We start from the raw sequence: 23,020 nt of genomic DNA on the forward strand, positions 1-23,020 counted from the left end.
GGCGATCACCCCCCGGTTTCTCTCATTCCGCCGCTACTGCAACCGGGCTTCCGAACTGCCGCAGGATCGCGTCGGCGCAGTCGCGACCGTCACGAATGGCCCAGACCACCAGCGACGCGCCGCGCACGATATCGCCCACCGCGTATACGCCCGGCAGATAGGTCTGCCCGGTGGTGAACTCGGCCCGGATCGTACCCCAGTTGGTCACGGTCAATTCCGGCTGATCCCAGAGCTTCGGCAGGTCTTCGGGCTCGAACCCAAGCGCCTTGATGACCAGATCCGCCTCTTCGACGTAATCCGCGCCCTCAATCACTTCGGGTGCCTGACGGCCCGAGGCATCCGGCGCGCCCAGACGCATCTTCTGCACCATCACGCCGCTGACCTTGTCGCCTTCGGATACAAAGCCCTTGGGCGCGCAAAGCCATTCAAAAACAACACCTTCTTCCTCGGCATTGGCCACTTCGCGCTGGCTGCCCGGCATATTCGCCCGGTCGCGACGGTAAAGACACTTGACGCTCGTCGCACCCTGACGGATCGAGGTCCGCACGCAGTCCATCGCCGTGTCGCCGCCGCCGATCACGACGACCTTCTTACCCTCGGCATTCATCCGGCCATTGGTGAAATCTTCAACCTCGTCGCCAAAGCTCTTGCGGTTGGACGCGGTCAGGAAATCGATTGCCCGCTCGATGCCCGTGGCCCCGCTGCCCGGCCCGCCCAACTCGCGCGATTTATAAACGCCGGTGGCGATGATCACCGCATCATGGGCCTCGCGGATTTCCTCGAAAGAAATATCCTCACCCACGGTGCAGTTCAGCCTGAAGGTCACGCCGCCCTGTTCAAGCTGGTCATTGCGTCGCATCACCACGTCTTTTTCCAGCTTGAAGCCCGGGATGCCATAGGTCATCAACCCGCCCGCGCGGTCATAGCGATCATAGATCGTGACCTGCACGCCGGCGCGACGCAGCACATCCGCCGCCGCCAGACCGCCAGGGCCCGCGCCGATGATGCCCACGCTTTCCTTGCGCTCCTGCGACGGGTTGGCGGGCTTGACCCAGCCCTTTTCCCAGGCAGTGTCGGTGATGTACTTTTCGACAGACCCGATGGTGACCGTACCATGACCCGACTGTTCGATGACGCAATTGCCTTCGCAAAGCCGGTCCTGCGGGCAGATACGGCCGCAGATCTCGGGGAAGGTATTCGTCGCCTGGCTGACCTCATAGGCTTCCTGAAGCCGCCCTTCGGCGGTCAGGCGCAGCCAGTCGGGGATATTGTTCTGCAGCGGGCAGTGGCTTTGACAATAAGGAACGCCGCACTGGCTGCACCGGCTCGCCTGTTCTTTGGCCTTTGCGTCCGCGAACTCGGCATAAATCTCATGAAAATCTTCGCGGCGCATATTAGCGTCACGTTTCTCCGGCATATCCCGGTCAATCTGGACAAATTTGAGCATCGGCTGTTTGGCCACGAGTCGGTCTCCAGAAAAAGGTAAGAAGTCGGCATCATTTAAACAAAGCATGAAAGGATGAAAAGTCAGCTATGCTGACCTATTTCACGTTTTTCGACCACCGAAGGAGAAAAAGTGGCGATCAAAACTCTTTTTTAGGTATCAAACCGGACCTAAATGTCCGCTTTCCATTTAATTTAGGTACTTATACATGATTCTCGAAACCGCTCCAAAATACCGGCTCCTTCAACCATGCCTTTGTTTCAGCTAATCCTGATTGCCCTGATTCAGGGCATAACCGAGTTTCTGCCGATCTCATCCTCGGGCCACCTGATCCTCCTCCCCGGCCTGACCGGACTGAACGATCAGGGCCAGTTGATCGACGTCGCGGTGCATGTCGGCACGCTTGGTGCAGTGATCGTTTATTTCTGGAGCGATGTGCGCAGCGCGCTGGCCGGGCTGGGCCGCCTGCTTCGCGGGCGCGTCGATACGCCCGGCGCGCGACTCGCCCTCGGCCTCGTGATCGCGACCATTCCGGTCGTTATTGTCGGTGCCTTCCTGCACCTGACCGGCATCGACGAATCCCTGCGCTCGGTGGCAGTGATCGGCTGGACCATGCTGATATTCGGGCTGGTGCTTTACTGGGCCGACCAGCGCGGCGCCGAACACAAGACCGCCTCTGACTGGACCTGGGGCGATGCGCTGAAAATGGGTCTATGGCAGGCCGTGTCGTTGATCCCGGGCACCTCGCGCTCGGGCATCACCATCACCGGCGCGCGCCAGATGGGCTATAACCGCGAAGACGCCGCACGTCTGGCCATGCTGATGTCGATTCCGACGATCTTTGCCTCGGCGGTCCTGCTGGGCGCGGATGTGGTCAAAGAAGCGAATTACGGCGCGGTTCACGACGCCGCGCTGGCTGCGCTTTTTGCCTTTGGTTCCGCCCTGCTGGCGCTGACGCTGATGATGCGCCTGCTGCGCAGCGTCAGCTTTACGCCCTACGTGATCTACCGCGTTATTCTGGGCGTCGTCCTGCTGGTCTACGCCTATAGCTAGGCGATCAGGTCCGCAGGTTGCCTGCGGACTGCTTGATCGCGTCGTACTGACCCGAAGGACGGAAGCGCCACAGGTAATCCGGCAGGATCGCCTCCATCGCGACCGGCTTGATTCCCAGATCGTCAAAGCCCTTGGCATCCTCGGCCACCACGTTGTCGACCGCCAGGTTCCGGACCTGATCGCGCGTCAGCATGGTGTTGCGGAAGATCCCGAAGGACAGGAACTGCAGCAGGTCGAGCCCCCCGGCCATGATCCGCGCGGCAAAGAACGGCAGGCCGATCATCACGCGCTTGCGATGGATCATGCCCAGCATCTTTTCCATCAGGCCGCGGAAAGTCGCGGTTTCTGGTCCGCCAAGTTCATAGATTCCCGGCGCAGCCTCGCCCAGAACGCCCTTTACGGCAGCCTCGGCGACATCGTCCACATAGACGGGCTGAAAACGCGTCTCTGGCCCGACCAGCGGCACCACCGGCGAGAACATCGCCATGCCGCCGAAGCGGTTAAAGAACTGGTCCTCGGCGCCAAAGATAATCGAAGGCCGAAGGATCACCGCCGACGGGAAATGCTCAAGCACCGCCGCTTCGCCTTCGCCCTTGGTTCGGGCGTAGTCGCTCTCGGCCTCGGTGTCCGCGCCGATGGCCGAAATCTGAACCAGATGCTCGACACCTTCGACAGCCGCCAGCCGCGCCACGCGGGCCGCACCTTCGCTCTGGACCGAGTCGAATGTATTGCGGCTTTTCTCGGCGAGGATACCAACGCAGTTCACCACCGCATCCGCGCCCTTGATAACCGAGGAAACCGAAGCATCGTCGCGGATATTGCACAGCACAGGCTCAACCTGGCCGACCGCGCCATAGGGGCGCACAAAGGCTGCCTCGTTGGGGCGGCGCACCGCGACGCGCACGCGCCAGCCCTGTTTGGCCATCCGCCGGGCAATGTAGCGCCCGACAAAGCCGGACCCGCCAATGATCGTCACCAGTCTGGACATCCGTGCTCTCCCGTAACTGACTTTTACCGTGATCTACCGCTCTACGCCCTTGCGAACAAGGCGCAAATCGACGCGTTTCGCCCGCGCCTAAGGGACAAACCCGAACGCCCGGCGGATTATCGTAACGTTAAGGCAAAAAACTTTACCTGACTCCGCGAAAATCCGTTTGACACCCCGCTCGCTAATCCTTAAGTGCACGGCTCACGACACCTGCCCAGGTGGCGGAATTGGTAGACGCGCTAGCTTCAGGTGCTAGTATTGGCAACGATGTGGAGGTTCGAGTCCTCTCCTGGGCACCATAAAAGCACGAAAATTCGTTACATCGCAATGGCCTGCAGGGTACGCCTGCGGCCGGACCGGCCATGGTGGACGTCGCCGGAAAAGTGACCAATCTGCGCGGCTTGTGGCGATGCAGATCACTCCAACGAAGTTTCAGCGTCAAGGCATCCCCCACGACATTCGCGACGCATCCGCCTGTGATTTCCAATCGAGTGCGGGCTCAAAATCGTCATGCCTGCTCCTGCTTGTTCATGACACAAGATTCGAATGCACAGCGCCCCGAAGTCACGGTGTTTCAACTCGGGCAGGATGCATGAATTAATCAGACGTTAACAATTCACATTAATAACGGCACCTGACCTCAAATGGAAAAATCCAATTAATTCTTGCCCGATTTCTCAATTCCATGCACGGTCAGGATTGAATCATATCACCTCAACCATTGAAGGGGCGTCTGAAAGAGGCCTCAAAGTATAAGATCTACTCTACCGGCATAATATGACAAACTATCCTGCACAGATTTTCCAACCATCCTTTCTAAGCGGAACCGATACGGTCAACTTGGCCGGGGTCGATATTGATCAGGACGGCGACATGGACGTGGTCGTGACCATCGGGTCGTTTCCTCCCACGCCGAAAATAGAAACTACGCCGTTCATTTTGTATAACGACGGCACCGGCACTCTCAGCCTGAAACGGCTGCCCGGCCCCTCGGTCCAGAACAGCATCAGCGATTTTGAATTCGCCGACTTCAACGGCGATGGGGATCTCGACATTTACCTTGGGGCGGGCGGCTACGATACCGAACCTTTTGAAGGCGAACCGAACCTTCTGTACCTCTCGGACGGCAAAGGCGGCTTTACCGACGCCACCGATAATCTGCCCGGACTTTCGGATTTCACGCATTCGGTCACTCACGGTGACGTTAACGGCGACGGCAATCAGGATATCTATGTCGGCACTGTTTTCGGCAATAAAGAGATTGATCCTTACCTGCTGCTCGGAGCCGGAGACGGCACGTTCCAGCGCAAGAAACTGGACCAAAAACTGTTTGGCCTGTTCCAATACAAATACACGTCATCCTACATCGCTGATCTGGACAAGGACGGCCAGCCAGAGCTGATCCTCGGGATGGACGCGCGGTCCGTTTCCAGAGTCATGACCTGGGATGATGACGCGCAGGACTTTGTCGAGAAACAGGAATTGCCGATCGGTCGCTTCCAGAAGGACTCGATCACCGTCAGCACCAAAACCGCCGATCTCAACAACGACGGACGCCTCGATATCCTGTTCAGCCAGACCGGCGACAATTACGATGGTGGTGCCATTCAGGTCCTGATCCAGCAGGATGATGGCAGCTTTGCCGACGAGACCGACACATTCCTGCCGGGGTTCGATACCGGGCAGGAATGGATCATGCGGCTCCAGCCCGCTGACATCAACGGCGACGGGCTGACCGACCTTCTGACCAGCCAGTCCTCGGGGTTTGGCCCGGTGTCCTACATCAATACCGGCGGGCGATTCATTACCGTCACTTCCGATTACACAATTGACCAGGGTGGCGATGAATACCTGTTCTATGCGCTCGACCCGAAGGCTGAGAGTGTTTTTGCGGCCACGTATTGGGGCGACGGCCTCCGCATCGCAGAGGTCCCGATGAGCGAGTATGGCTCGGACATCTCCGTCACCAATATGCCCGGAATTAACCGGACAGGCACGCAGTCGGACGATGTTATGCGCGGCGGGGCGGCGCGCGACCAGCTCAAAGGCGCAAAAGGCGATGACAAGCTTTTCGGCGGATCAGGGAAAGATACGCTGAAAGGCGGGAGCGGGCATGACAAGCTGTTCGGCGGGTCTTCCAAGGACAAGCTCAAAAGCGGCGGAGGCGACGACCTTCTGAAAGGTAACGGCGGGGCCGATGTACTGATCGGCGGGAACGGCAACGATAACCTTGTTGGTGGAGCCGGCAACGACAGGATCGTCGGAAGCAAGGGCAACGACAAGATGCGCGGCTCTGGCGGTGCGGATGATTTCATCTTCAAGGGTAAATTCGGTCGGGACCTGATCAAGGACTTCAACGCACTGAACGACAAGGAAGACATCGACCTGTCGGGCGTGAAGCCGATCAAGAACTTCCGGGACCTGTCGAACAACCACATGTCGCAGGACGGTGACGACGTCGTGATCGAGGCCGGGACGAACAAGATCATTCTGAAATCCGTAGACATGTCGGAACTCGACGCAGGCGACTTCCTGTTCTGATCGGGGTGTCGGCAAGAGGCGTTTGATGGCCGAGGCTGCAACTTTCTCAGCCACTATGGTCGTCCTTGTCAGGCGCGGCGAATAGACAGTTCGGCCACGCCGCGCCGCCATCTCTTCGCCTCGCACAGCAGCGCGTCACACCCGCCCGAACGCATCAGCACCCACGCGGTCAGCGCCGACCTGTATCCGCTTTGGAACTGTCCTTTTCCGACCGGATCAGCGCCTCAAGTTCGGCAAGGCGGGCCAGAACCTCGTCCCGGTAAAGGTCGGTCTTTTCGCTATCTTCCTCATGATGCGCGTCCTGCATCGAGTTCACGATCAGGCCGACCAAAAGGTTCACCACCGCAAAAGTCGTCACGATGATGAACGGGACAAAGAACAGCCACGCCTGCTGATACTGCTCCATCACCGGGCGCACGATCCCCATCGACCAGCTCTCCAGAGTCATGATCTGGAACAGGGTATAGCCCGACTGGGCCAGCGTTCCGAACCATTCGGGGAAGCTGTCGCCGAACAGCTTGGTCGCCATCACTGACCCGATGTAGAAGATCACCGCCATCAGGACGAAAACCGAGGCCATGCCGGGGATCGCCTTGAACAGACCCTCGACCACCCGTCGCAACGACGGCGCCATCGAGATCACGCGCAGCAGTCGCAGGATACGCAGAGCACGCAGCACGCTTAGCCCCTGCGCCGCCGGGATCAGCGATATCGCGACGATGACAAAGTCGAAAACGCTCCACCCGCGCCGGAAAAACCCGAGACCCCGGCCAAAGAACTTAAGACCGATTTCCACGACGAAGATGACAAGGCAGATACGATCCAACAGCTTGATCAGCGGCCCGACCCGCTGCATGGCGGTGTCAGAGGTTTCGAGGCCAAGTATGCCCGCATTGAACAGGATCACGAACAGGATAAAGTTCTGAAACGCGCGACTGTCGGTGAATTGCGCGGCGCGCTCACGCAGAGTGGGACGGGAAAAATCGGTCATGCCTGATCTTGTCTTTCGGTGTCTTCTGCAACGGGAAGCTTTCGGTCGCCCGATACACAAGATGAGCTGACAAGACCATGATCCTTCATGGTCTGTACCCGCCGATCGGCATAAAATCTTCGTTTACGCCCCCATACTCTTACATACCGGGCATTCGCCGCACGCCCTTGAACGTCACCGCCCCCTGTGCTGTTCTGAAACCACGGGGCGCGCGCAACATGCTGCCCCGGGAAAAGGCAGGTCATCATGCTTGAAATCAGTACCGGAAAAGTCGTCAGGGTCATCGCGCTCACCCGGGAATACGGTCCCGACAGCGTCAAGCTCGCGGATTACATCTCGGGCCTCAACGATGACGAGAAACTGAACCTCGTCGCCCTGATGTGGATCGGTCGCGGCTCCTTCGAACCCGAGGAACTGGAAGACGCCAAGGAAGAGGCCCGGCTCGAAGCCTCGGCCCCGACCGAGCGCTACCTCTCGGGCATCCCGAGCCTTGCCGAACATCTCGAAGACGCGCTCGACAAGCTTGGCATCGACGTCACCGACGAAGAAGACGACCTTTGACCCGGCTCACAGCCCCAGCGGAAAGCTGACGTTAAACAGGAACGTGTCGCCGGGAATCCGGTTTCTGGCGTCGAACTCGTGAAAGAATCGCGCTTCGAAACTGACCGGGATGCCGCTGATCTCGGCGGTATAGGCGATGGCGGGACCGATGGCCGAAACCTGCCCTTCGAAATCCCCAAGCACCGCGCCGCTGCCGCTGTCGCCATTGATCTGTTCGTAGTAATAGCCCTGAAGCCCCGCCGACAGGCCATTGGCAAAGGTCTTCATCACCGCCGCTTCCAGGTGGAACTCGTCGCCCGAGTGATAATCGGTATCGTCGTTATTCCCGTTAAAGGTAACGCCCAGCGCCAGATCCGCCTGCCAGCCGCTGGCCGGATCGATCCATGTGAGCGCGCCAGTGATATCCGTGGCCCAGCGGTTAAACGCGACGTTGGCGACCCGCGACGCATCGTATTCGCCGACCGGGACGTTCACCAGCACGTTCAGCGAACTGAACCACGGCCCCGCGCCCCAGCCAAGGCCACCGCCCAGCACCGGGTCGCCGATCACGGTATTGTCGTCACTGACCGCGCCCGACAAAACCCCTCCGCCCGGTCCTGTCAGGATTCCAGATGCGGATACCGACTTGTTCCCAACCGGCAGAACCGCAAGGAAATAGGGACGCCCGCCCATGATCGGCGCACTGTCCGGCGCCCAGATCACCGTCGAGAGCGAGATAAAGGCCGAGGCGTCGAAATCCAGCAACAGATTACCGTTGGCGCCAGTGACATTCGTGGTCGAGCTGCCATCGAAACCATAGAACTGCTGCATGAAATAGGTGCCGGGCGGTGGCACCGCCCCGCCCATCGTGGTCCGTGACCCGAGAATATAGAACCCGGCCCCGCCTTCGACCGCGGCAGCCCGTTCGGGCGCCAAGGTGGCCGCGGCAAGCGCGCCGCAAAGACCCAGCGCCCGAAGCCCGGACCCGACATGCACAGGCGGATGAAATTGATTGTTCGTGACAGACATTTCTAACTCCCACTCAGCAAGATGAACCTGCTGCCCGCACCAGACCGACAACCGCGCAGCATGACATTGAACAAGCGCATTGAACCCCACACGCACTCAACCTAGAATTGTACACGTATCCCCGACATCCGGCAATCTTTATGAACCACCCGCCCCCGCAAACCGCCCCGCTGAAAACGTTTTCATGATCACCTCACTCAACCGCCGCGAGGCTTGCGCCACATGTACTGTTATCGCACTCTAGCCCTCGCTCTGACGGCGACGCTTGGCCTGACCAAAGCCGCCCATGCCGAGGGAAACGGGATCGACGTACCCGGCTTTCCCCAGTTCTTCGCGCTCGGTGTCGGGGCGGGGCCACGCTATGCAGGTGCCGATGACAACACATGGGCCATCGCACCCGCCGGACGGCTGAACTTTGGCGAAAGATTTGTCAGCCTCGAGGCGAATTATCTCAGCATCAACCTGCTCGACCATCCGAACTGGCGCATCGGCCCCGCCGGTATCCTGCGCTTTGGCCGCTCGGATGCGGAAAGCGGTCTTTCCGATATCTCCATGTCGCTCGATCTAGGCGGCTTTGTCGCCTTTGAAACCAGCAGCAATGACCCCAGAAACCGCTGGCGCTTTGCCGGGGGCACCCTTCAGGACGTCACCGGCGTGCATGACGGCCATGTCGCCGATGTCAGCATCCGGCGCTGGCTACCTGCGGGCCGTTATGGGGCGCTCGGTCTCGGGCTGGCTGCAAGCTGGGGGTCGGGCCAGTACATGGATACCTATTTCGGCGTCGACGCCACCGATGCCGCCCTGACCGGGATCGGAGAGTTCCTGCCCGGGTCCGGCTGGCGCGACATCCGCGCCTCGATCTACTTTGTGCAACCCGTCAGCACCGAATGGGCCGTCGGCGCGGGCGTCCTCTACAGCCGCCTGATCGACGATGCCGCCAACAGCCCAGCGACCGAATCCGAGGGCCAGCTTTTCTTCGGCATCGGCGTCGCCCGCGCATGGTGAAAGCGGGGCCTGTTTCCCTAAACTGTCGGATCGCAAGCGCAAATCCCGCTCAAGTTGCTCAAGTCAAGCCATGATTACCTAAAGTTGTAATTTTCGGCGGAATTTGGTATGCTGAAAGAGTATTTGGAGGGAATCATGAAGAAATTTTCTATCGCATTGTTCGTGGTTACCGTTCTTGCTGCAGCGTCAATTACAGTCGCAGGCGGGGACGCTCAGGCGGGGAATCCGTGTAATCCAAAACAGCAGAAATGCGGATGATTGCTGGTTATAATTAGGTTCCCACAGCTATTTCATCGCGGTGGGGTTGGTTAAATGGAAAACGCTTTCAGGGACATCTGGCCCGAAGGGCTTGTTCCTTCTTTGTGGAATGACAATCTTCTCAAGAATGAACTGGCGCCGGATGTCCCTTTTTCTGGCCTGACTTTCAATTGGGATTTCGTTTTCGCCTTCATTGCCGGGTCGATCATTATCATGATCTTTGCCTGGCGGCGGTTTCGCGAACATTCCTACGATCAGAAATCGCTCGATTACCGGGTGATGCAGCATCTGGCGCCGACCGACCTGCGCGCCCGCAGCCCGATGGGACGCGCCTATTTCGTCTATGTCTCCTGCATCCTCTTCGTCTATCTCAGCCTCACCTTTTTCGGAGAGCTGATCTTTCACCTGCTCAACATGAGCCCGGTGGCCGGTATCCAGATGGACACCAGCAACATCGACCTCGACAATCCGAACTGGCCGCTGACGCTGGCCTTTGGCTTTGCCGGGTTCCTGCCGCTGTTCCGCATTCTGCAAGTGCCCGAGGAATGGCTGCGCATCGCCACGCACCAGCTTGTGGGCATCCCCACAAGGGTCGAGGCGCATACGCGCGATTTCATCGCCCGGCTGCAAAGCGGCGGTTACTACGACAAAACCCCGATGCTGCGGCGCGAAACGAAAGATGGCGTCGAACCGGTGCCCGAAGAGGTGCCCGCCTGGATACACACCCATTTCGGCGTCACCGAAGACCCGATCAAGTTCTACAACCGGCGTGACGAGATCGAGCTGATGGTGTCATGGCTCAAGGACGAGCGCATCGGCAACTGGCCCGAAACCGGCATCCGCCAGAAACTCGCCCCCCTGCAGGAAGAGCTGATGGCCGAGGCGATGAGCCTGCTTGGCGAATTCGAAAGCCTCATCGTTCAGGATTATGAAAAACCCTCGCGCGAAAGCATCGCCCGCCATAAATCCAAGGATACCGACGCGCTCGCCGCGCACCAGCAGATGCTGCGCAAGAAGTTCCGCGAAGCCACGGAAAAGATGGAAAAGCTGCGCGATGAGCTGGCCTCGCTTTTTACCGTCTATGCCGAGCGTGACGGCGATTTCGATGCGGTGCTGAACCCCGACCTGCGCAGGCTTCTGCGCGAAACCTTCCCGGAGCTGCACGCCGCGCCGGGGCTGGAAAGAAACCTTGCCTTTTCAGTCTTTCTGCTGGTTGGCGTGGCCTATGCCATTTTCATATGGCAGCACATGCACCCCACCCTGACATGGAAGCCGCCAAGCCCGCCGCTGATCTTCTGGACGGCCACGGTCGAGACTCTCAAGACAGCCTCGCTGTTCCTCTTCCCGATCACAGCCGTCATGTATTGGCGTTTCTTCCTCGTCGATCATCAGGTGCATCGCGGGACGAGCGCCCTGCTCAGCCCCCGGCAAAGATGGACAAACATGGTGCCGCTGCGCCTGTCCTACCGCATCCTGTCGCAGGTGATCCGCATCATCTGCATCGCGGGCGTGATCGCGCTTCTCGGGCTGGTGGGCACCGCCTTCCTGTCCTCCGTCGTGATCTCCGAGGACAAGCGCGAGCTGTTCTTCAACTTTCTGCGTCAGCCGACACCTTTCGTGCTCTACTACGCCTCATACGCCCCGATTGGCGTGGTGCAGGCGCTTTTCGCGGTGTTTGTCGTGGAATGGGCGCGATCGCCCAAGCCAACCCGGTCCGGCGCGATTATCACCGTCGCCGTGATCAACGCGTTGGTGACAGTCGCGCTTTACTACGGGATCACCGCCGCGTGGTCCCTGTCCTGGGACGCGACCGAACAAGCCTATGCGACCTACTCCTGCACCGAAAGCGATATGGTCTACGGCGAATACTACCTTTTTGATTTCTTCCGCGGGTCAGGCGCAACCGGCAAGGGTTTTACCTCCTGCTTCTACGAATATTTCGGTCTCGATTACCTCGTGTACACGTTGCTGCCCTTCCTTGTGGTCTGTTTCGCATGGGCCCGTGCCCATCGCACAACGGAAGCCGTCCCCGATAGGAAAACCACCGGCCCCGATGCTGCTCTGGCCGCCAAAACAGCCGCCGCCGCAGCCGCAACCCTCGCGCTGAGCCTCGCAAGCCTAGCCCCCGCCCCAGCCGAGGCAGAATCGCATGACCGCGAACAGCGTATCGACATATTGCTCGGCTTTCGCGAGGATGCCGAACCGTTCTCCTACCGAATGGAATCCGGCGACGATGAGCCGCAGTACATCGGCTATATCGCCGACCTCTGCCATTACATCTTCAACAGCAGCAAATACGTGGTTCACCAGACCCGGATCACCGCCGATACCCGCATCAGGCGCCTGAAGGCCCCGCCTCCGGCTGGCGCGCCGCCACGACGTTTCGACCCCGACACCGACGATCCGGACACGGCAGGCGTGGATGTGATCTGCGATCCGATCACCGTGCGCTACCAGCGCCCTGCCGGGCTCGAGGAAAGGGACTATGACGGGATCTTCTCGCCCATCGTCTTCACCTCGGGCGTGTCCTACCTTGAACGCGACGGCAGCGGCAGCGCACTTGGCCCCACCTATCTCGGATTCATCAAGGACACGACCTCCGAGGAAATCGTCCGGCAGGCCTGCGAAATAGACCTTTTCGATGTCCGGAACCGCAGCGACCCACAGGGAAATTCGATCGACCCCTGCGCCGGGATATCCGACTCCGATCCGGCCAACCCGGTGGCCGATTGCGCAAGCCGGTCCGAGAAAACCCTCGGCCCGCCTGAACCGGTTGACCCGCATTATGTCTTCTGCGCCATGAGCCTGCACAACGATGCGATCAGCTGGTTCTGCAGCGAACGCGAAGGCCGGCCGCACCGGATCTACTTTGGCGACCGCGACATCATCTTGGCCAAGCTCCGCGCCTGGAGACGCTCGGGACGTCCCTGCCCCGGCAGCGAAATCCGGGTCAAGGACAAGGCTTATTCCTACGAACCCTACGCCCTGCTGGTATCAAAGAACGATCCCGACCTGATCCAGCACGTGCAGCAGCGCATCTACGAATTCTTTTCGCACAGCACCAAGGCCAAGGGCCTGTTCGAGACCTATTTTCCCGGCCAGCGCTTCTCGCGCCCGCTTGCCTATCTCTTTCTGCTGAACGCGGTGGATCAGGAATACCACTATTCCAGCCCCGACCGTTTCCTGTCGTCACAGGGGCAGAAGACACCGCCCGTCAAGGGCCAACCGCCTGAAGACACGGATGAAATTGCCAAGCAATAGCTTTTCGACCTCTGTTCAAGGCAAGCGAAAATTATTCCCGACATATTCTTGACAAAAATAGTCAGAATCGGTAGCCGATGAGCAGCTAGGCACGGACCCCGCAAGGCGGCGGTCCAGCCGCGCGACCCAGATGGTCGCGACAGGAACCCAGCCCGTTCAGTACAGCCTCGCAACGCGAGCAAAACAGGTTTTCGGTCCGTTCCCGTCGCTGGCACTTTCCCACCGATCAGGGCGCTGACCGTACAGGAGACGCCATGACCATCACCATTACCACCGGCAACGACAGCGTTACCGATTTTCTCGCATATCTCGATACCTTCGATGCCGCATTCACTCCAGCAGGACGAGGCACCTTTTCGGACGGTCTTCAGGGCGATTACGCGGGCGCGGAATCTGATATCACAGATACCGCCAACCCGGCCTCGCAGGCCTATATCCTGCGCGGAGAGATCGTCTACAGCATGACCACCCACACCCTGTCCGGCCCGGTCAGCGGTGTCGACCTCGGCTATGGCGCGACGCTCTCGAACAGCGCCCTTGCGCTCGACCAGAGCGATTACAGCGTCTCTTTCGATCCTGAAATCAGCAACGAAGACGACGCCCATGACATGGTCTACGGCTTCTTCGGCATGTCCGACGATGGCTCGGACCGGTCCGACTTCCTCGCCAGCTACATCAAGACGGACAGCATCGACTTTACCGGTGCGAATGGCGATGACAGCTTCAAGGGCTACCGTTTCGACGACACCCTGACCGGTAAGCGCGGCGATGATGTGCTCAAGGGCGGCGCTGGCGACGACGTGCTCAAGGGTGGCCGCAACAGCGATACGCTCAAGGGCAACAAGGGCGACGATACGCTCGACGGCGGTAACGGCCACGACACCCTGATCGGTGGCAAAGGCGCCGACACGCTGATCGGCGGCAAGGGCAAGGACGTGCTGACCGGTGGCAAGGGGCGTGACACCTTTGTCTTCGAGGACAACATCGGAAAGGACAAGATCACCGATTTCACCCCGGACCGCGACAGCCTCGACTTTTCGAACTTCGACGGCGAAGCTACCAGCTTTGACGAATTCCTTTCGGCCGCCGTCGAGCGTGGCAACAAGGTCGTCTATGACTTTGGCGATGATGGCGACAACCTGATCGTCCTGCTCGACACCAGCCTCGACGACCTGTCGGCGAACGACTTTATCTTCTGAGTTCTGAGAATCGGAAAGGGCGGCACTGATCTGCCCTTTCCTCTACTCCACACGCTTTTCATAGGCGCGCAGGAACATCCCGACCGCCGATTGCACATGTGTCTCTATCTCGGCGGTCGACGGCGGCGTTTCCCGTTTCCCGAACAGTCTTGCCCGCCAGATGCCCGCACAGACCAGTTCCGAGAACTGGCTCGCGGCAAGGTCGATATCCGGAATATCCACCCGCCCGGCGGCACTCTCGCGTTCCAGCAGTTCTGCAAGCGAGGCATTGGTCCGCCGCGCCGCCACATCGTAGAAACGCGCGCCGACATCGGGCATCCGCTCGACAATCCCCGCAACGATCCGCTGCGAACGGATCACCCGGTCCGAACACAGCACCTCGACCATGAGCCGCCCGAAAAGCACCAGTTTCTCGCGCAAGGGCAAATCCTGCTTCAGCAGGGCTTCGATACCCTCGAACATCCGGTCACGCTCTTCCGCCACCAGCGCTTCGAAAAGATCCACCTTGTCCGTGAAATAGACATAGAGCGTGCCCTTGGACACGCCCGCCGCACGACAGACCTCGTTCATGCTGGTCGCGTCGAACCCGTTCTCCATAAAGCACTGCATCGCGCCCTTCAGGATCTGGCCCCGTTTGGCCGGGTCCTCTCCTGCCGCATGGCGACGGTAGCGGGTCTTCACCTTGCCCGCCGCATCACCTTCGCAACGGGATGTGTTTGCCGGTTTCTCCGCCATTGATCCCCCAGATCAGATAACGGGATCATAATCGAACCAACCGGTACGATAAAGCGCTGAATGGGCGACGGCTATCTTCCGCTCAGAGCAGATCACGCGGAATGTCGCAGACCCAGTTTTCCTCATGCGCGATCCGTTCGCCTTCTTTCGCGACGAGATGCGCCCGGATCTGGAAGTGGCTCGCCGTCGCCGTGATCTCGGTTTCAGTCCGGCTGGTCATCTGCCAGTCGTCACGCGACAGTTCCATGTCCCAGACCACGTGCCCCCGGAACGACCGCCAGTCGTCGCCCCTGAACCCATATGTCTCGACCACCCGCGCGTTCGTTACCATGCCGCTGTCGGCAATGCGGATACGCCCCTCGTCCTCGGAAATCACTACCTGCGTTTCGCCAGCGGAAAGGCTTTCGATCACCTGCCAGTCGAACTTGGGCGGCGACAGGGTCTCCGCGTCCATCGGCGGCGCCCCCTTCGGCGTGCCCAGATCGCGCGGGGTCGGTTCCTCGCGGATCGCCCGCACCGGCAGTATCAACCGGCTGGCCCCGGTATCGACCGACAGAGTCACGGGTTCCGGCGCGGGCCATGCAATGGGGAAATAGCTGGTCGAAATCGACAGCCGCAGCCGATGCCCCGCCCGGAAAGTCTGTGCCATATGCTTGAAGGGTACAGTCGCGGTGTAGACCTCGCCCGGAACCAGCTCTTCCGGCGTTTCGTGGCTGTCGCGATGGGTGAGGTTCAGCAAGCCATAGCTCACCCGTGTTGCCGCCCCATCCGGCGCCACATCCACCAGCCGCGCCGCCACCTGTGCAACAGGTCGATCCACGGTGAAAGTCAGCTCAAGCGCCGCGTCCCCGGCAATTTCCAATGCACCGGCCAGCGGCGCGGTTTCAAACACCAACGAGCCTGCATCGTCACGCCGCTGATCCACCGGCTGATCGCCAGGCTTGGCGTAAGAACACCATTTGCCCCCGGCAAGCCCGGTATCCAGCGGCGACCGGATCGACAGCATACCGCCACCCTCACCGCCCAGAACCCCATCCGCGCCCAGCGCGTAAGGGGTGCGCGTGATGTTCGGCGAGGGCCAAGATGGTTCCTCCACCCAACGCCCGTCGCGATGGGCGTAATAACCCGCCGGTGCCGCGTGATCCTGCATGTAGAGCCGCAGCTGCGGTTCCTCCATGATCCCGGTCTCGCGCCCCTTGAGCCACTGGTCCCACCAGCGCAGCTCCTCCGCCGCCCAGTCAATCGCCGGGCCGGGCACGCCGATATGCGGGTATTTATGCGACCACGGCCCGACCAGCCCCTTTTTCGGCCCCTGCAACGTCTCCATCAGCCGGAAGACGGTACGGCAATAGCCATCCGCCCAGCCGCTGACCGCATAAACCGGCACCTTGATGCGCGAGATATCCTCGCAGACCGAGCCGTGTTTCCAGAATTCATCGCGGCGCTGATGCTCAAGCCAGTTCTTCAGCCACAGCCCCGAGCCTTTCAGCCGCGTCATCCACATGTCGCGCCACTTTTCGCCCACCAGATCCGGGTCGGGCGGCAGCGTGTTGATCGCGAACATGTTCGACGCCCATGAAATCTGATCGACCACCATGGTCCCGCCCATGTAATGCACGTCATCCGCATAGCGGTCATCGGTCGAGGCAACCGAAACGACAGCCTTCAGCGCGGGCGGCTGCAGCGCCGCCACCTGCAAGCCGTTGAAACCGCCCCATGAAATGCCGACCATCCCGACATTACCGTCGCACCAGTCCTGCGCCGCCAGCCAGGCGATGATATCGCAACCGTCCTGCAATTCCTGCGCGGTATATTCATCGACCATCAGCCCTTCGGATTCACCGGTGCCACGTATGTCGACCCGCACATAGGCATAGCCCCGCGCTGCGATGTACGGCGCACGTACCGCATCGCGATAGAGCGTCCCGTCGCCCTTGCGATAAGGCAGGTATTCAAGGATCGCGGGCATCGGCGTGCCATCCGCCGGCCGCCAGATCCGCGCGGCCAGAACACAGCCGTCCGGGAGGGTGATCTCTACGTGGCGGCTCTCGCTGACTTCGTGCAGATTGGGCAGGTTTCGGTCCATGTAACGGCTTCCTTCCGGGAATTTGCCGCTGAATGACACAGGCCCCGCAAGGGCGCAACGCCGCCCGGATCTAGCCCAGATACTGCCGCAGCGCCTCGGGCGGATTGGCCAGTATTTCACCGGTTGCAACAGGCGCATTGGCGCGGCCCTCGGTGACCAGTATGATCCGGTCCGCGATCCGGCGCGCGTCGTCGGGATCGTGGCTGACCATCAGCATTGTCTTGCCCGTCTCATCCGCCAGCCTCCGCACCAGATCAAGCATCTCACGCCGCAGCGCCGGGCCCAGCGCGGCAAAGGGTTCGTCGAGCAACAGCAGCGGACGGTCCTGCACCAGCACACGCGCCAGCGCCGCGCGGCTCTGCTGCCCACCCGAAAGCGCCGCCGGTCGACGCTCCTCCATCCCTTGTAAACCGACCCGTCCCAGCGCCTCGCGCACCTGCTCCTTCTCGGCCGCCGGCAACCGCAAATCCGGCCGCAGACCCAGACCGACATTCTCCGCGACGCTTAGGTGCGGAAATAGGTTGCCATCCTGAAAGAGCATCGCCACCGGGCGCTCTCCGGGAATGGCCGCTGTGATGTCCTTACCCTGCCACAGCATCCGACCCCGGATCACCGGGTAAAACCCGGCAATCGCCCCAATCAGAGTCGATTTTCCCGCCCCCGACGGGCCGATGACCGCGATCTTTTCGCCGGGCTCGACTGCCCAATCGGCGTCCATCTCGAACCCGCCATTGTCGATGCGCACCTGTTCAAGCTGCAACATGCCAGCGCCCCCCGCGATCTAGAGTCCAGAACAACCCCACCGACAGCGCCAGCAGCAACAGGCCCGCGCCCGAGGCCGCCTGCATCTGGTAGGCCCCCATCAGCCGGTAAATCTGCAGGGGCAGCGTCGCCACATCGGTTTCGGCAAACAGCGCGATAACCCCCAGATCGCCCATCGACAGCGCGGCGACCAGCCCGGCAGCAAAGCCAATCTGGGGCCGCATCCGGGGCAAGATCACCAGTCGCAGAAAGGTTAGCCCTCGCATGTTCAGGCTCAGCGCCAGCCGCCCATGCACCGACAGCACCTCACGCGCGGCGGGCACAAGAATACGCAGCGCAAAGGGCAGCCCCATCACCGCGTTTACCCCCGCCGTCACAGGCAGGGCCAGCGCAAACGGGTCGGCAATCGGGTTCACGATCAGGAACAATCCGGTGCCGATCACGAGTGGCGACACCGCAAGGCCCAATAGACCGGCAAGTTCGACCGCCCCACGCCCCGCTGCAATCGCCAGCGCCATCGGCAAGGCAACCAGCAGCATCACGGCAGTACTGCCCAGCGCGACGCCCAGCGACACCAGCGCCGCGCGACCAACGCATGCGGGCAGGCGCAGCAGCCCCGGCACGCCCTCGGCCACGATGGCGAGCATCGGCAGCAGCAGAAACAGCCCCGCCGCCACGATCAGCGCGCCATCGAGCAACCGCGCCCCGCGCCCCGCCGCGTCCCAACGCTGCACGGGCCGATCCAGCCCCGCGCCCAACCCGTCGCCCGAGGCGACACGCAGCGCGATCAGCGCCGCGCCTAGGGTCAGCGCGATCTGCACCACCGACAGCAGCGCCGCGCGGCCAAGATCGAAATCGAAGGTAAACGCCTGATAGATCGCCAGTTCGATCGTGGTGGCACGCGGCCCGCCGCCCAAGGTCAGCGCCACCGCGAAACTGGTCAGGCAGATCGCAAAGATCACCGCCAGCGCACCGGGCACCACCCGCGCCAGCATCGGCCGTTCGATCAGCCGCCAGATCACCCGCGACCCGGCGCCAAGCTGCGCGGCAAGCCGGAAATGCTCGGCGGGAATATCCTGCCAGCCCTGAAGGAGCAGCCGCGTCGCCAGCGGCAGGTTAAAGAACACATGGGCAAGCACCACCCCGTGCAGCCCATATACCTGCACCGGCGGCAGGCCCATCAGTCCAAGCCCGTGACTGATCCAGCCATTCCGTCCGAACACGGCAAGCAAGCCCAGAACCCCGACGATCACAGGCAGGATAAACGGTGCGCCCAGCAGCGTGATCAGAATTGAACGTCCGGCGAACCGCCGCCGCGCGAGCGCCCGCGCCACCGGCACGGCCAGCGCCACGCTGATCACCGCCGAAAGCACTGCTTGCCAGACGGTGAACCGGATCGCCGCCCAGTCGGCGCGCACCAGCCCCGCCCCGGCCTCGGCCCGCAGGAAGACGGCCAGCAACGGGCCAAGGATCAGCACGGCGACCAATGCCGCCGCGCCCAGCCCGGGCCTGCCGCTGACCGGAGAGATTACTGGCTGAGCGCGGTCAGCCATTCATTCAGCGCCTCGTCCCTTGCGGCCTGCACCTCTGCCGGGGGCAGCAGCAGGGATTTGCGCGGCTCGACCAAACCTTCGAACCCTTCGGGCAAACCGTCGCCCGGTATCACCGACGGGTACATCCAGTTGGTCGTCGGGATCACCGACTGGAACGCATCCGTCACCATGAATTGCAGGAACTGTTCGGCCAGTTCAGGCTGATCGCTGGCCGCCAGCTTTGCGGCTACCTCGACCTGCATGTAATGGCCTTCGTCAAAGGCGGCGGCTTCCTTGGTGTCGTCGTCTTCGGCAATGATGTGATAGGCAGGCGAAGTGGTATAGCTCAGCACCATGTCGGCCTCGCCGTCCAGAAACAGCCCATAGGCCTCGGACCAGCCCTTGGTCACGGTCACGACATTATCCGCCAGATCGGCCCAGACCTGCGCGGCGTCGTCACCATAGGCCGCCTTGACCCACATCAGCAGGCCCAGCCCTGGCGTCGAGGAACGCGGATCCTGGATCAGGATCTTCATGTCGCTCTTCGCAAGCTCAAGGAAATCCTGCGGCGGGGTCACGCCCTTGTTGTGAATAAAGGCGAAATAGCCCCAGTCATAGGGCACGAATGTATCGCTTTCCCATGCGACGGGCAGGTCGTATTCGACATCGACCTCGCTTGGCGCGAAGAGGCCCGAATCCTCGGCCGAGGCCATCAGGTTCGTATCCAGCCCCAGCACGACATCCGCGTCGCTGCGCGCTCCTTCAAGCTTGAGCCGCGCCAGCAGCGAAGCACCATCGCCCGCGCTGACGAATTTCAGATCACAGCCGCATTCGGCCTCGAACGCTTTTTCGATCTGCGGGCCAGGACCCCATTCCGAGACGAAACTGTCATAGGTGTAAACGGTCAGTTCCGGCGTCTGGGCGGCAACACCCGTGGCACAGAATACGCCCGCTGCAAATGTAAGATACTTCATGGCATCCTCCCTATTGCGGCGACAGGGCAAGGGGTGGCGCGATGTCCATACCTTCCCTCCGCCAGTGCTAACTGGTTCAGGTTCAACGGGTCTGCTTACGCATCTCAGCCACTTGGCCCCCCGAGGTAGGCCGCACCCTATGCCCTGCGGCCATGAGGCACAAGGGGAGCGCGACCGGCGAAACGCTGCACGCGTGATGCACAGGGGGTGTACAGGTGGTGTACGGGGATCACCGCCGTTGTCTGTGTGCTTATCCGTCAAGCAGCGGCGCGAATTCCTCGACCACGCGCGCGTAGACCTCGCGTTTGAACGGCACGATATTGGGCACCAGATCGGCCACCGGCAGCCAGCGCCATTCCGAGAACTCGGGATGTTCGGTGGCAATATCGATCTGCGCATCTTCGCCGGTGAACCGCATCAGGAACCATTTCTGCTCCTGTCCCCGATACCGGCCCTTCCAGATGTTCGGCACCAGATCATGCGGCAGGTCATAGGGCAGCCACAGCTCGCTTTCGCCGATGATCTCGACAAGGTCCGAGGTCACCCCAGTCTCTTCCCAGAGCTCGCGCAGCGCCGCATCGCGGGCCTCTTCGCCCTTGTCGACCCCGCCCTGCGGCATTTGCCAGGCGTCCTGATCGCGGTCCCGGCGCTGGCCGACGAAAACCTCGCCTAGCCCGTTGACCAGCATCACCCCGACACAGGGCCGATAGGGCAGTTTGGCAATCTCTTCCGGGGTCATAGTCGGCCTCTTCCGCTGCGGTCTGATCTGACGCGTTACTCTGCGCCCCAGACCTGCCGCAAGCCCTGTCCCATTGCAAGCTTCAGCGGCTTACCGCCACGGCCCGTTACCATTGCCACGGCCCCGGCGTTGTCCGGACGAAGGAATGGAGGACCGCGATGCCACCGATTCAGGCACGCTTTCATGACCATAACCTTGTGCTGCCATTGCCTTCAGCGCCGCCACGCGGTTCTCAGTCGCGGGGTGAGTCGAAAACAACTTGTCCCGTCCGCCGCCATGCAGCGGGTTGATGATGAACATATGCGCCGTGGCGGGGTTGTTCTCGGCGGCGACATTGTCGATGCGCGAGGCTCCCTGCTGGATACGCTCCAGCGCCGAGGCCAGCCAGAGCGGCTGACCGCAGATCTGCGCCCCCGCCTTATCGGCGGCATATTCCCGGGTGCGGCTGATCGCCATCTGCACCAAAGCCGCCGCCAGCGGCGCGAGGAACATCATCAAGAGCGTGCCGACAATCCCCATCCGTTCTCGGCTGCCGCCGAAGAACAGCGCGAAATTCGCGAGCATGGAAATCGCACCGGCAAAGGTGGCCGTCACGGTCATGATCGCCGTGTCATGGTTGCGAATATGGGCCAGCTCATGCGCGATGACGCCGGCCAGTTCCTCACGCGACAGGCTCTGCATCAGCCCCGAGGTCACCGCCACGGCGGCATTCTGCGGATTGCGTCCGGTGGCAAAGGCATTCGGCTGCGGCGTATCGATCAGGTAGACGGCGGGCATCGGCAGCCCTGCATTCTCAGCCAGCCGCGCCACAAGATCGTTAAGACCAAGCCTGTCGCCCGAAGCGACGGGCTTGGCGTTATGCATCCGCAAGACCATCTTGTCGGAATTCCACCAGGTAAAGACATTCATGAGAGCCGCCACGACCAGCGCGATCAGCGCGCCGCCGGTGCCGCCCAGCAAATAGCCCAGCCCCATGAAAAGCGCCGTAAGCGCCGCCATCAGCATGGCCGTCTTGACATATCCCATCTTTCGATCTCCAGACTTCGCCCCCGCAAGGGACAGGAAAAATATAGGAACGGCCCGTGTCAGCACAATATCGGCAGGCATGTCCCTGCCGTTAATGGGCGCCGTTTTCCTAGAATACCGCAAAGTTACTCTTTTGTTCCCCGCCTATTCGCGGCAGCCTGACTGGAACGACGCCAGATATTCCAGCCACGGGGCCGCACTTGGACATTCTTTTGGGGGTCAACTGGACCTCTTTCATGATTGCGATGTTCGTCATCGAACTCACGCCGGGGCCGAACATGGGCTGGCTTGCCGCGCTCTCGGCGCAAACCGGCAGACGGGCGGGCATGATCGCCGTGCTTGGCATCACCATCGGGTTGTCTGTTCAGGTCGTCGCCGCCGCCACGGGGCTCAGCGCCATAGCGGCCGCGTCGGACTGGCTCTATCACCTGCTGCGATGGGCCGGGGTGGGCTATATGGTCTACCTCGCCTGGTGCGCCTGGGCTGAAAGCGCCGAAGGCGTGCCGCCGATCCGCGACGAAAACGCCTTTCGCCGGGGCCTGATCTCCAACCTGCTGAACCCCAAGGCGCTGGTGTTTTACATGGTAGTGATCGGACAGTTCACCTCGCCGCAGGCTGGGCCGATCTGGCTGCAAACGCTGCTGCTGGGCGGGTTACACGTACTGACCGCGCTGATCGTGCATTCGGCCATCGTCCTGCTTGGCGCGATGATCGGCACGCGGCTTGCGTCATGGCAAAGCTCGGTGCCGGTGCGGCTGGCCTTCGCCCTGTCATTGCTCGCCATCGCCATCTGGATCGCGATTTCCACCGGTACGATACCAAACGACATCGTCGATGACGCAGCGTAGCAGGTGACA

General features: G+C 61.2%; 18 protein-coding genes, 1 tRNA gene and 1 riboswitch. Of the genes, 8 read left to right on the top strand and 11 right to left on the bottom strand.

Annotated features, from left to right (window positions below):
• Positions 1 to 22: 22 nt before the first annotated feature.
• Positions 23 to 1,462, bottom strand: coding sequence for an NAD(P)-dependent oxidoreductase (locus ACU0FH_RS17725; RefSeq protein ID WP_446196021.1), 1,440 nt, complete (start codon positions 1,460 to 1,462; stop codon positions 23 to 25).
• Positions 1,463 to 1,693: 231 nt separating this feature from the next.
• On the opposite strand from ACU0FH_RS17725, the gene ACU0FH_RS17730 reads away from it, so the two are divergent.
• On the top strand, positions 1,694 to 2,497 hold the full coding sequence (locus ACU0FH_RS17730; protein WP_446196023.1) for an undecaprenyl-diphosphate phosphatase: 804 nt from the start codon (positions 1,694 to 1,696) through the stop codon (positions 2,495 to 2,497).
• A 4-nt stretch (positions 2,498 to 2,501) separates the two neighbouring features.
• On the opposite strand, the gene ACU0FH_RS17735 is transcribed toward ACU0FH_RS17730, so the two are convergent.
• Complete coding sequence (locus tag ACU0FH_RS17735) at positions 2,502 to 3,485, bottom strand: complex I NDUFA9 subunit family protein (protein WP_446196024.1); 984 nt, start codon at positions 3,483 to 3,485, stop codon at positions 2,502 to 2,504.
• 212 nt (positions 3,486 to 3,697) lie between these two features.
• On the opposite strand from ACU0FH_RS17735, the gene ACU0FH_RS17740 reads away from it, so the two are divergent.
• Both ACU0FH_RS17740 and ACU0FH_RS17745 read left to right on the top strand, forming a co-directional pair.
• Positions 3,698 to 3,784, top strand: a tRNA-Leu gene (locus ACU0FH_RS17740).
• Positions 3,785 to 4,262: 478 nt separating this feature from the next.
• A complete protein-coding gene (locus ACU0FH_RS17745) occupies positions 4,263 to 6,026 on the top strand; it encodes an FG-GAP-like repeat-containing protein (protein WP_446196025.1) in 1,764 nt (587 codons plus the stop codon).
• 169 nt (positions 6,027 to 6,195) lie between these two features.
• Here the strand turns inward: ACU0FH_RS17745 and ACU0FH_RS17750 are convergent, their stop codons facing one another.
• Positions 6,196 to 7,017, bottom strand: coding sequence for an ion transporter (locus tag ACU0FH_RS17750; RefSeq protein ID WP_446196026.1), 822 nt, complete (start codon positions 7,015 to 7,017; stop codon positions 6,196 to 6,198).
• 246 nt (positions 7,018 to 7,263) lie between these two features.
• Between ACU0FH_RS17750 and ACU0FH_RS17755 the strand changes: the two genes are divergently transcribed.
• A complete protein-coding gene (locus ACU0FH_RS17755; protein WP_446196027.1) occupies positions 7,264 to 7,578 on the top strand; it encodes a DUF3775 domain-containing protein in 315 nt (104 codons plus the stop codon).
• Between the two features lie 6 nt (positions 7,579 to 7,584).
• Here the strand turns inward: ACU0FH_RS17755 and ACU0FH_RS17760 are convergent, their stop codons facing one another.
• Positions 7,585 to 8,586 carry a SphA family protein gene (locus ACU0FH_RS17760; RefSeq protein WP_446196028.1) on the bottom strand — a complete coding sequence of 334 codons (1,002 nt, stop codon included), beginning with the start codon at positions 8,584 to 8,586 and terminating at the stop codon, positions 7,585 to 7,587.
• Positions 8,587 to 8,808: 222 nt separating this feature from the next.
• On the opposite strand from ACU0FH_RS17760, the gene ACU0FH_RS17765 reads away from it, so the two are divergent.
• From ACU0FH_RS17765 to ACU0FH_RS17775, 3 genes are all read left to right on the top strand, one after another.
• Entirely contained in the window at positions 8,809 to 9,591 is a 783-nt protein-coding gene (locus ACU0FH_RS17765) for a MipA/OmpV family protein (protein ID WP_446196029.1), read from the top strand.
• A gap of 312 nt (positions 9,592 to 9,903) precedes the next feature.
• The gene (locus ACU0FH_RS17770; RefSeq protein ID WP_446196030.1) at positions 9,904 to 13,110 is read left to right on the top strand and encodes a hypothetical protein; all 3,207 of its coding nucleotides are present in this window, start codon (positions 9,904 to 9,906) and stop codon (positions 13,108 to 13,110) included.
• 254 nt (positions 13,111 to 13,364) lie between these two features.
• The gene (locus tag ACU0FH_RS17775; RefSeq protein ID WP_446196031.1) at positions 13,365 to 14,309 is read left to right on the top strand and encodes a calcium-binding protein; all 945 of its coding nucleotides are present in this window, start codon (positions 13,365 to 13,367) and stop codon (positions 14,307 to 14,309) included.
• 42 nt (positions 14,310 to 14,351) lie between these two features.
• On the opposite strand, the gene ACU0FH_RS17780 is transcribed toward ACU0FH_RS17775, so the two are convergent.
• The 7 genes from ACU0FH_RS17780 to htpX form a co-directional block, all read right to left on the bottom strand.
• Complete coding sequence (locus tag ACU0FH_RS17780) at positions 14,352 to 15,044, bottom strand: TetR/AcrR family transcriptional regulator (protein WP_446196032.1); 693 nt, start codon at positions 15,042 to 15,044, stop codon at positions 14,352 to 14,354.
• Positions 15,045 to 15,126: 82 nt separating this feature from the next.
• Positions 15,127 to 17,130 carry a CocE/NonD family hydrolase gene (locus ACU0FH_RS17785; RefSeq protein WP_446196033.1) on the bottom strand — a complete coding sequence of 668 codons (2,004 nt, stop codon included), beginning with the start codon at positions 17,128 to 17,130 and terminating at the stop codon, positions 15,127 to 15,129.
• Between the two features lie 70 nt (positions 17,131 to 17,200).
• Positions 17,201 to 17,893, bottom strand: coding sequence for a thiamine ABC transporter ATP-binding protein (locus tag ACU0FH_RS17790; protein WP_446196034.1), 693 nt, complete (start codon positions 17,891 to 17,893; stop codon positions 17,201 to 17,203).
• Entirely contained in the window at positions 17,880 to 19,445 is a 1,566-nt protein-coding gene (locus ACU0FH_RS17795; protein WP_446196036.1) for a thiamine/thiamine pyrophosphate ABC transporter permease ThiP, read from the bottom strand. Before ACU0FH_RS17795 ends, ACU0FH_RS17790 begins: the two co-directional genes overlap by 14 nt.
• Positions 19,421 to 20,398, bottom strand: a complete 978-nt coding sequence (thiB, locus tag ACU0FH_RS17800) for a thiamine ABC transporter substrate binding subunit (protein ID WP_446196037.1) — start codon at positions 20,396 to 20,398, stop codon at positions 19,421 to 19,423. Before thiB ends, ACU0FH_RS17795 begins: the two co-directional genes overlap by 25 nt.
• A 36-nt stretch (positions 20,399 to 20,434) precedes the next feature.
• Positions 20,435 to 20,531, bottom strand: a riboswitch (TPP riboswitch).
• Positions 20,532 to 20,648: 117 nt separating this feature from the next.
• The gene (locus tag ACU0FH_RS17805) at positions 20,649 to 21,137 is read right to left on the bottom strand and encodes an RNA pyrophosphohydrolase (protein WP_446196038.1); all 489 of its coding nucleotides are present in this window, start codon (positions 21,135 to 21,137) and stop codon (positions 20,649 to 20,651) included.
• 90 nt (positions 21,138 to 21,227) lie between these two features.
• Positions 21,228 to 22,163 (bottom strand): zinc metalloprotease HtpX, encoded by a 936-nt coding sequence (gene htpX, locus ACU0FH_RS17810; RefSeq protein WP_238373218.1) that lies wholly within the window; start codon positions 22,161 to 22,163, stop codon positions 21,228 to 21,230.
• 200 nt (positions 22,164 to 22,363) lie between these two features.
• Between htpX and ACU0FH_RS17815 the strand changes: the two genes are divergently transcribed.
• The gene (locus ACU0FH_RS17815) at positions 22,364 to 23,011 is read left to right on the top strand and encodes a LysE family translocator (RefSeq protein WP_446196039.1); all 648 of its coding nucleotides are present in this window, start codon (positions 22,364 to 22,366) and stop codon (positions 23,009 to 23,011) included.
• Positions 23,012 to 23,020 lie beyond the last annotated feature (9 nt).

Source organism: Heliomarina sp., from assembly GCF_052826185.1.

Coding starts and splice junctions, on each gene's coding strand:
- ACU0FH_RS17760 (WP_446196028.1), bottom strand. CDS start 8,586: ATGTCTGTCACGAACAATCAATTTCATCCGCCTGTGCATGTCGGGTCC.
- ACU0FH_RS17755 (WP_446196027.1), top strand. CDS start 7,264: ATGCTTGAAATCAGTACCGGAAAAGTCGTCAGGGTCATCGCGCTCACC.
- ACU0FH_RS17750 (WP_446196026.1), bottom strand. CDS start 7,017: ATGACCGATTTTTCCCGTCCCACTCTGCGTGAGCGCGCCGCGCAATTC.
- ACU0FH_RS17730 (WP_446196023.1), top strand. CDS start 1,694: ATGCCTTTGTTTCAGCTAATCCTGATTGCCCTGATTCAGGGCATAACC.
- ACU0FH_RS17795 (WP_446196036.1), bottom strand. CDS start 19,445: ATGGCTGACCGCGCTCAGCCAGTAATCTCTCCGGTCAGCGGCAGGCCC.
- ACU0FH_RS17780 (WP_446196032.1), bottom strand. CDS start 15,044: ATGGCGGAGAAACCGGCAAACACATCCCGTTGCGAAGGTGATGCGGCG.
- ACU0FH_RS17790 (WP_446196034.1), bottom strand. CDS start 17,893: ATGTTGCAGCTTGAACAGGTGCGCATCGACAATGGCGGGTTCGAGATG.
- ACU0FH_RS17765 (WP_446196029.1), top strand. CDS start 8,809: ATGTACTGTTATCGCACTCTAGCCCTCGCTCTGACGGCGACGCTTGGC.
- htpX (WP_238373218.1), bottom strand. CDS start 22,163: ATGGGATATGTCAAGACGGCCATGCTGATGGCGGCGCTTACGGCGCTT.
- ACU0FH_RS17785 (WP_446196033.1), bottom strand. CDS start 17,130: ATGGACCGAAACCTGCCCAATCTGCACGAAGTCAGCGAGAGCCGCCAC.
- ACU0FH_RS17745 (WP_446196025.1), top strand. CDS start 4,263: ATGACAAACTATCCTGCACAGATTTTCCAACCATCCTTTCTAAGCGGA.
- thiB (WP_446196037.1), bottom strand. CDS start 20,398: ATGAAGTATCTTACATTTGCAGCGGGCGTATTCTGTGCCACGGGTGTT.
- ACU0FH_RS17775 (WP_446196031.1), top strand. CDS start 13,365: ATGACCATCACCATTACCACCGGCAACGACAGCGTTACCGATTTTCTC.
- ACU0FH_RS17805 (WP_446196038.1), bottom strand. CDS start 21,137: ATGACCCCGGAAGAGATTGCCAAACTGCCCTATCGGCCCTGTGTCGGG.
- ACU0FH_RS17770 (WP_446196030.1), top strand. CDS start 9,904: ATGGAAAACGCTTTCAGGGACATCTGGCCCGAAGGGCTTGTTCCTTCT.
- ACU0FH_RS17735 (WP_446196024.1), bottom strand. CDS start 3,485: ATGTCCAGACTGGTGACGATCATTGGCGGGTCCGGCTTTGTCGGGCGC.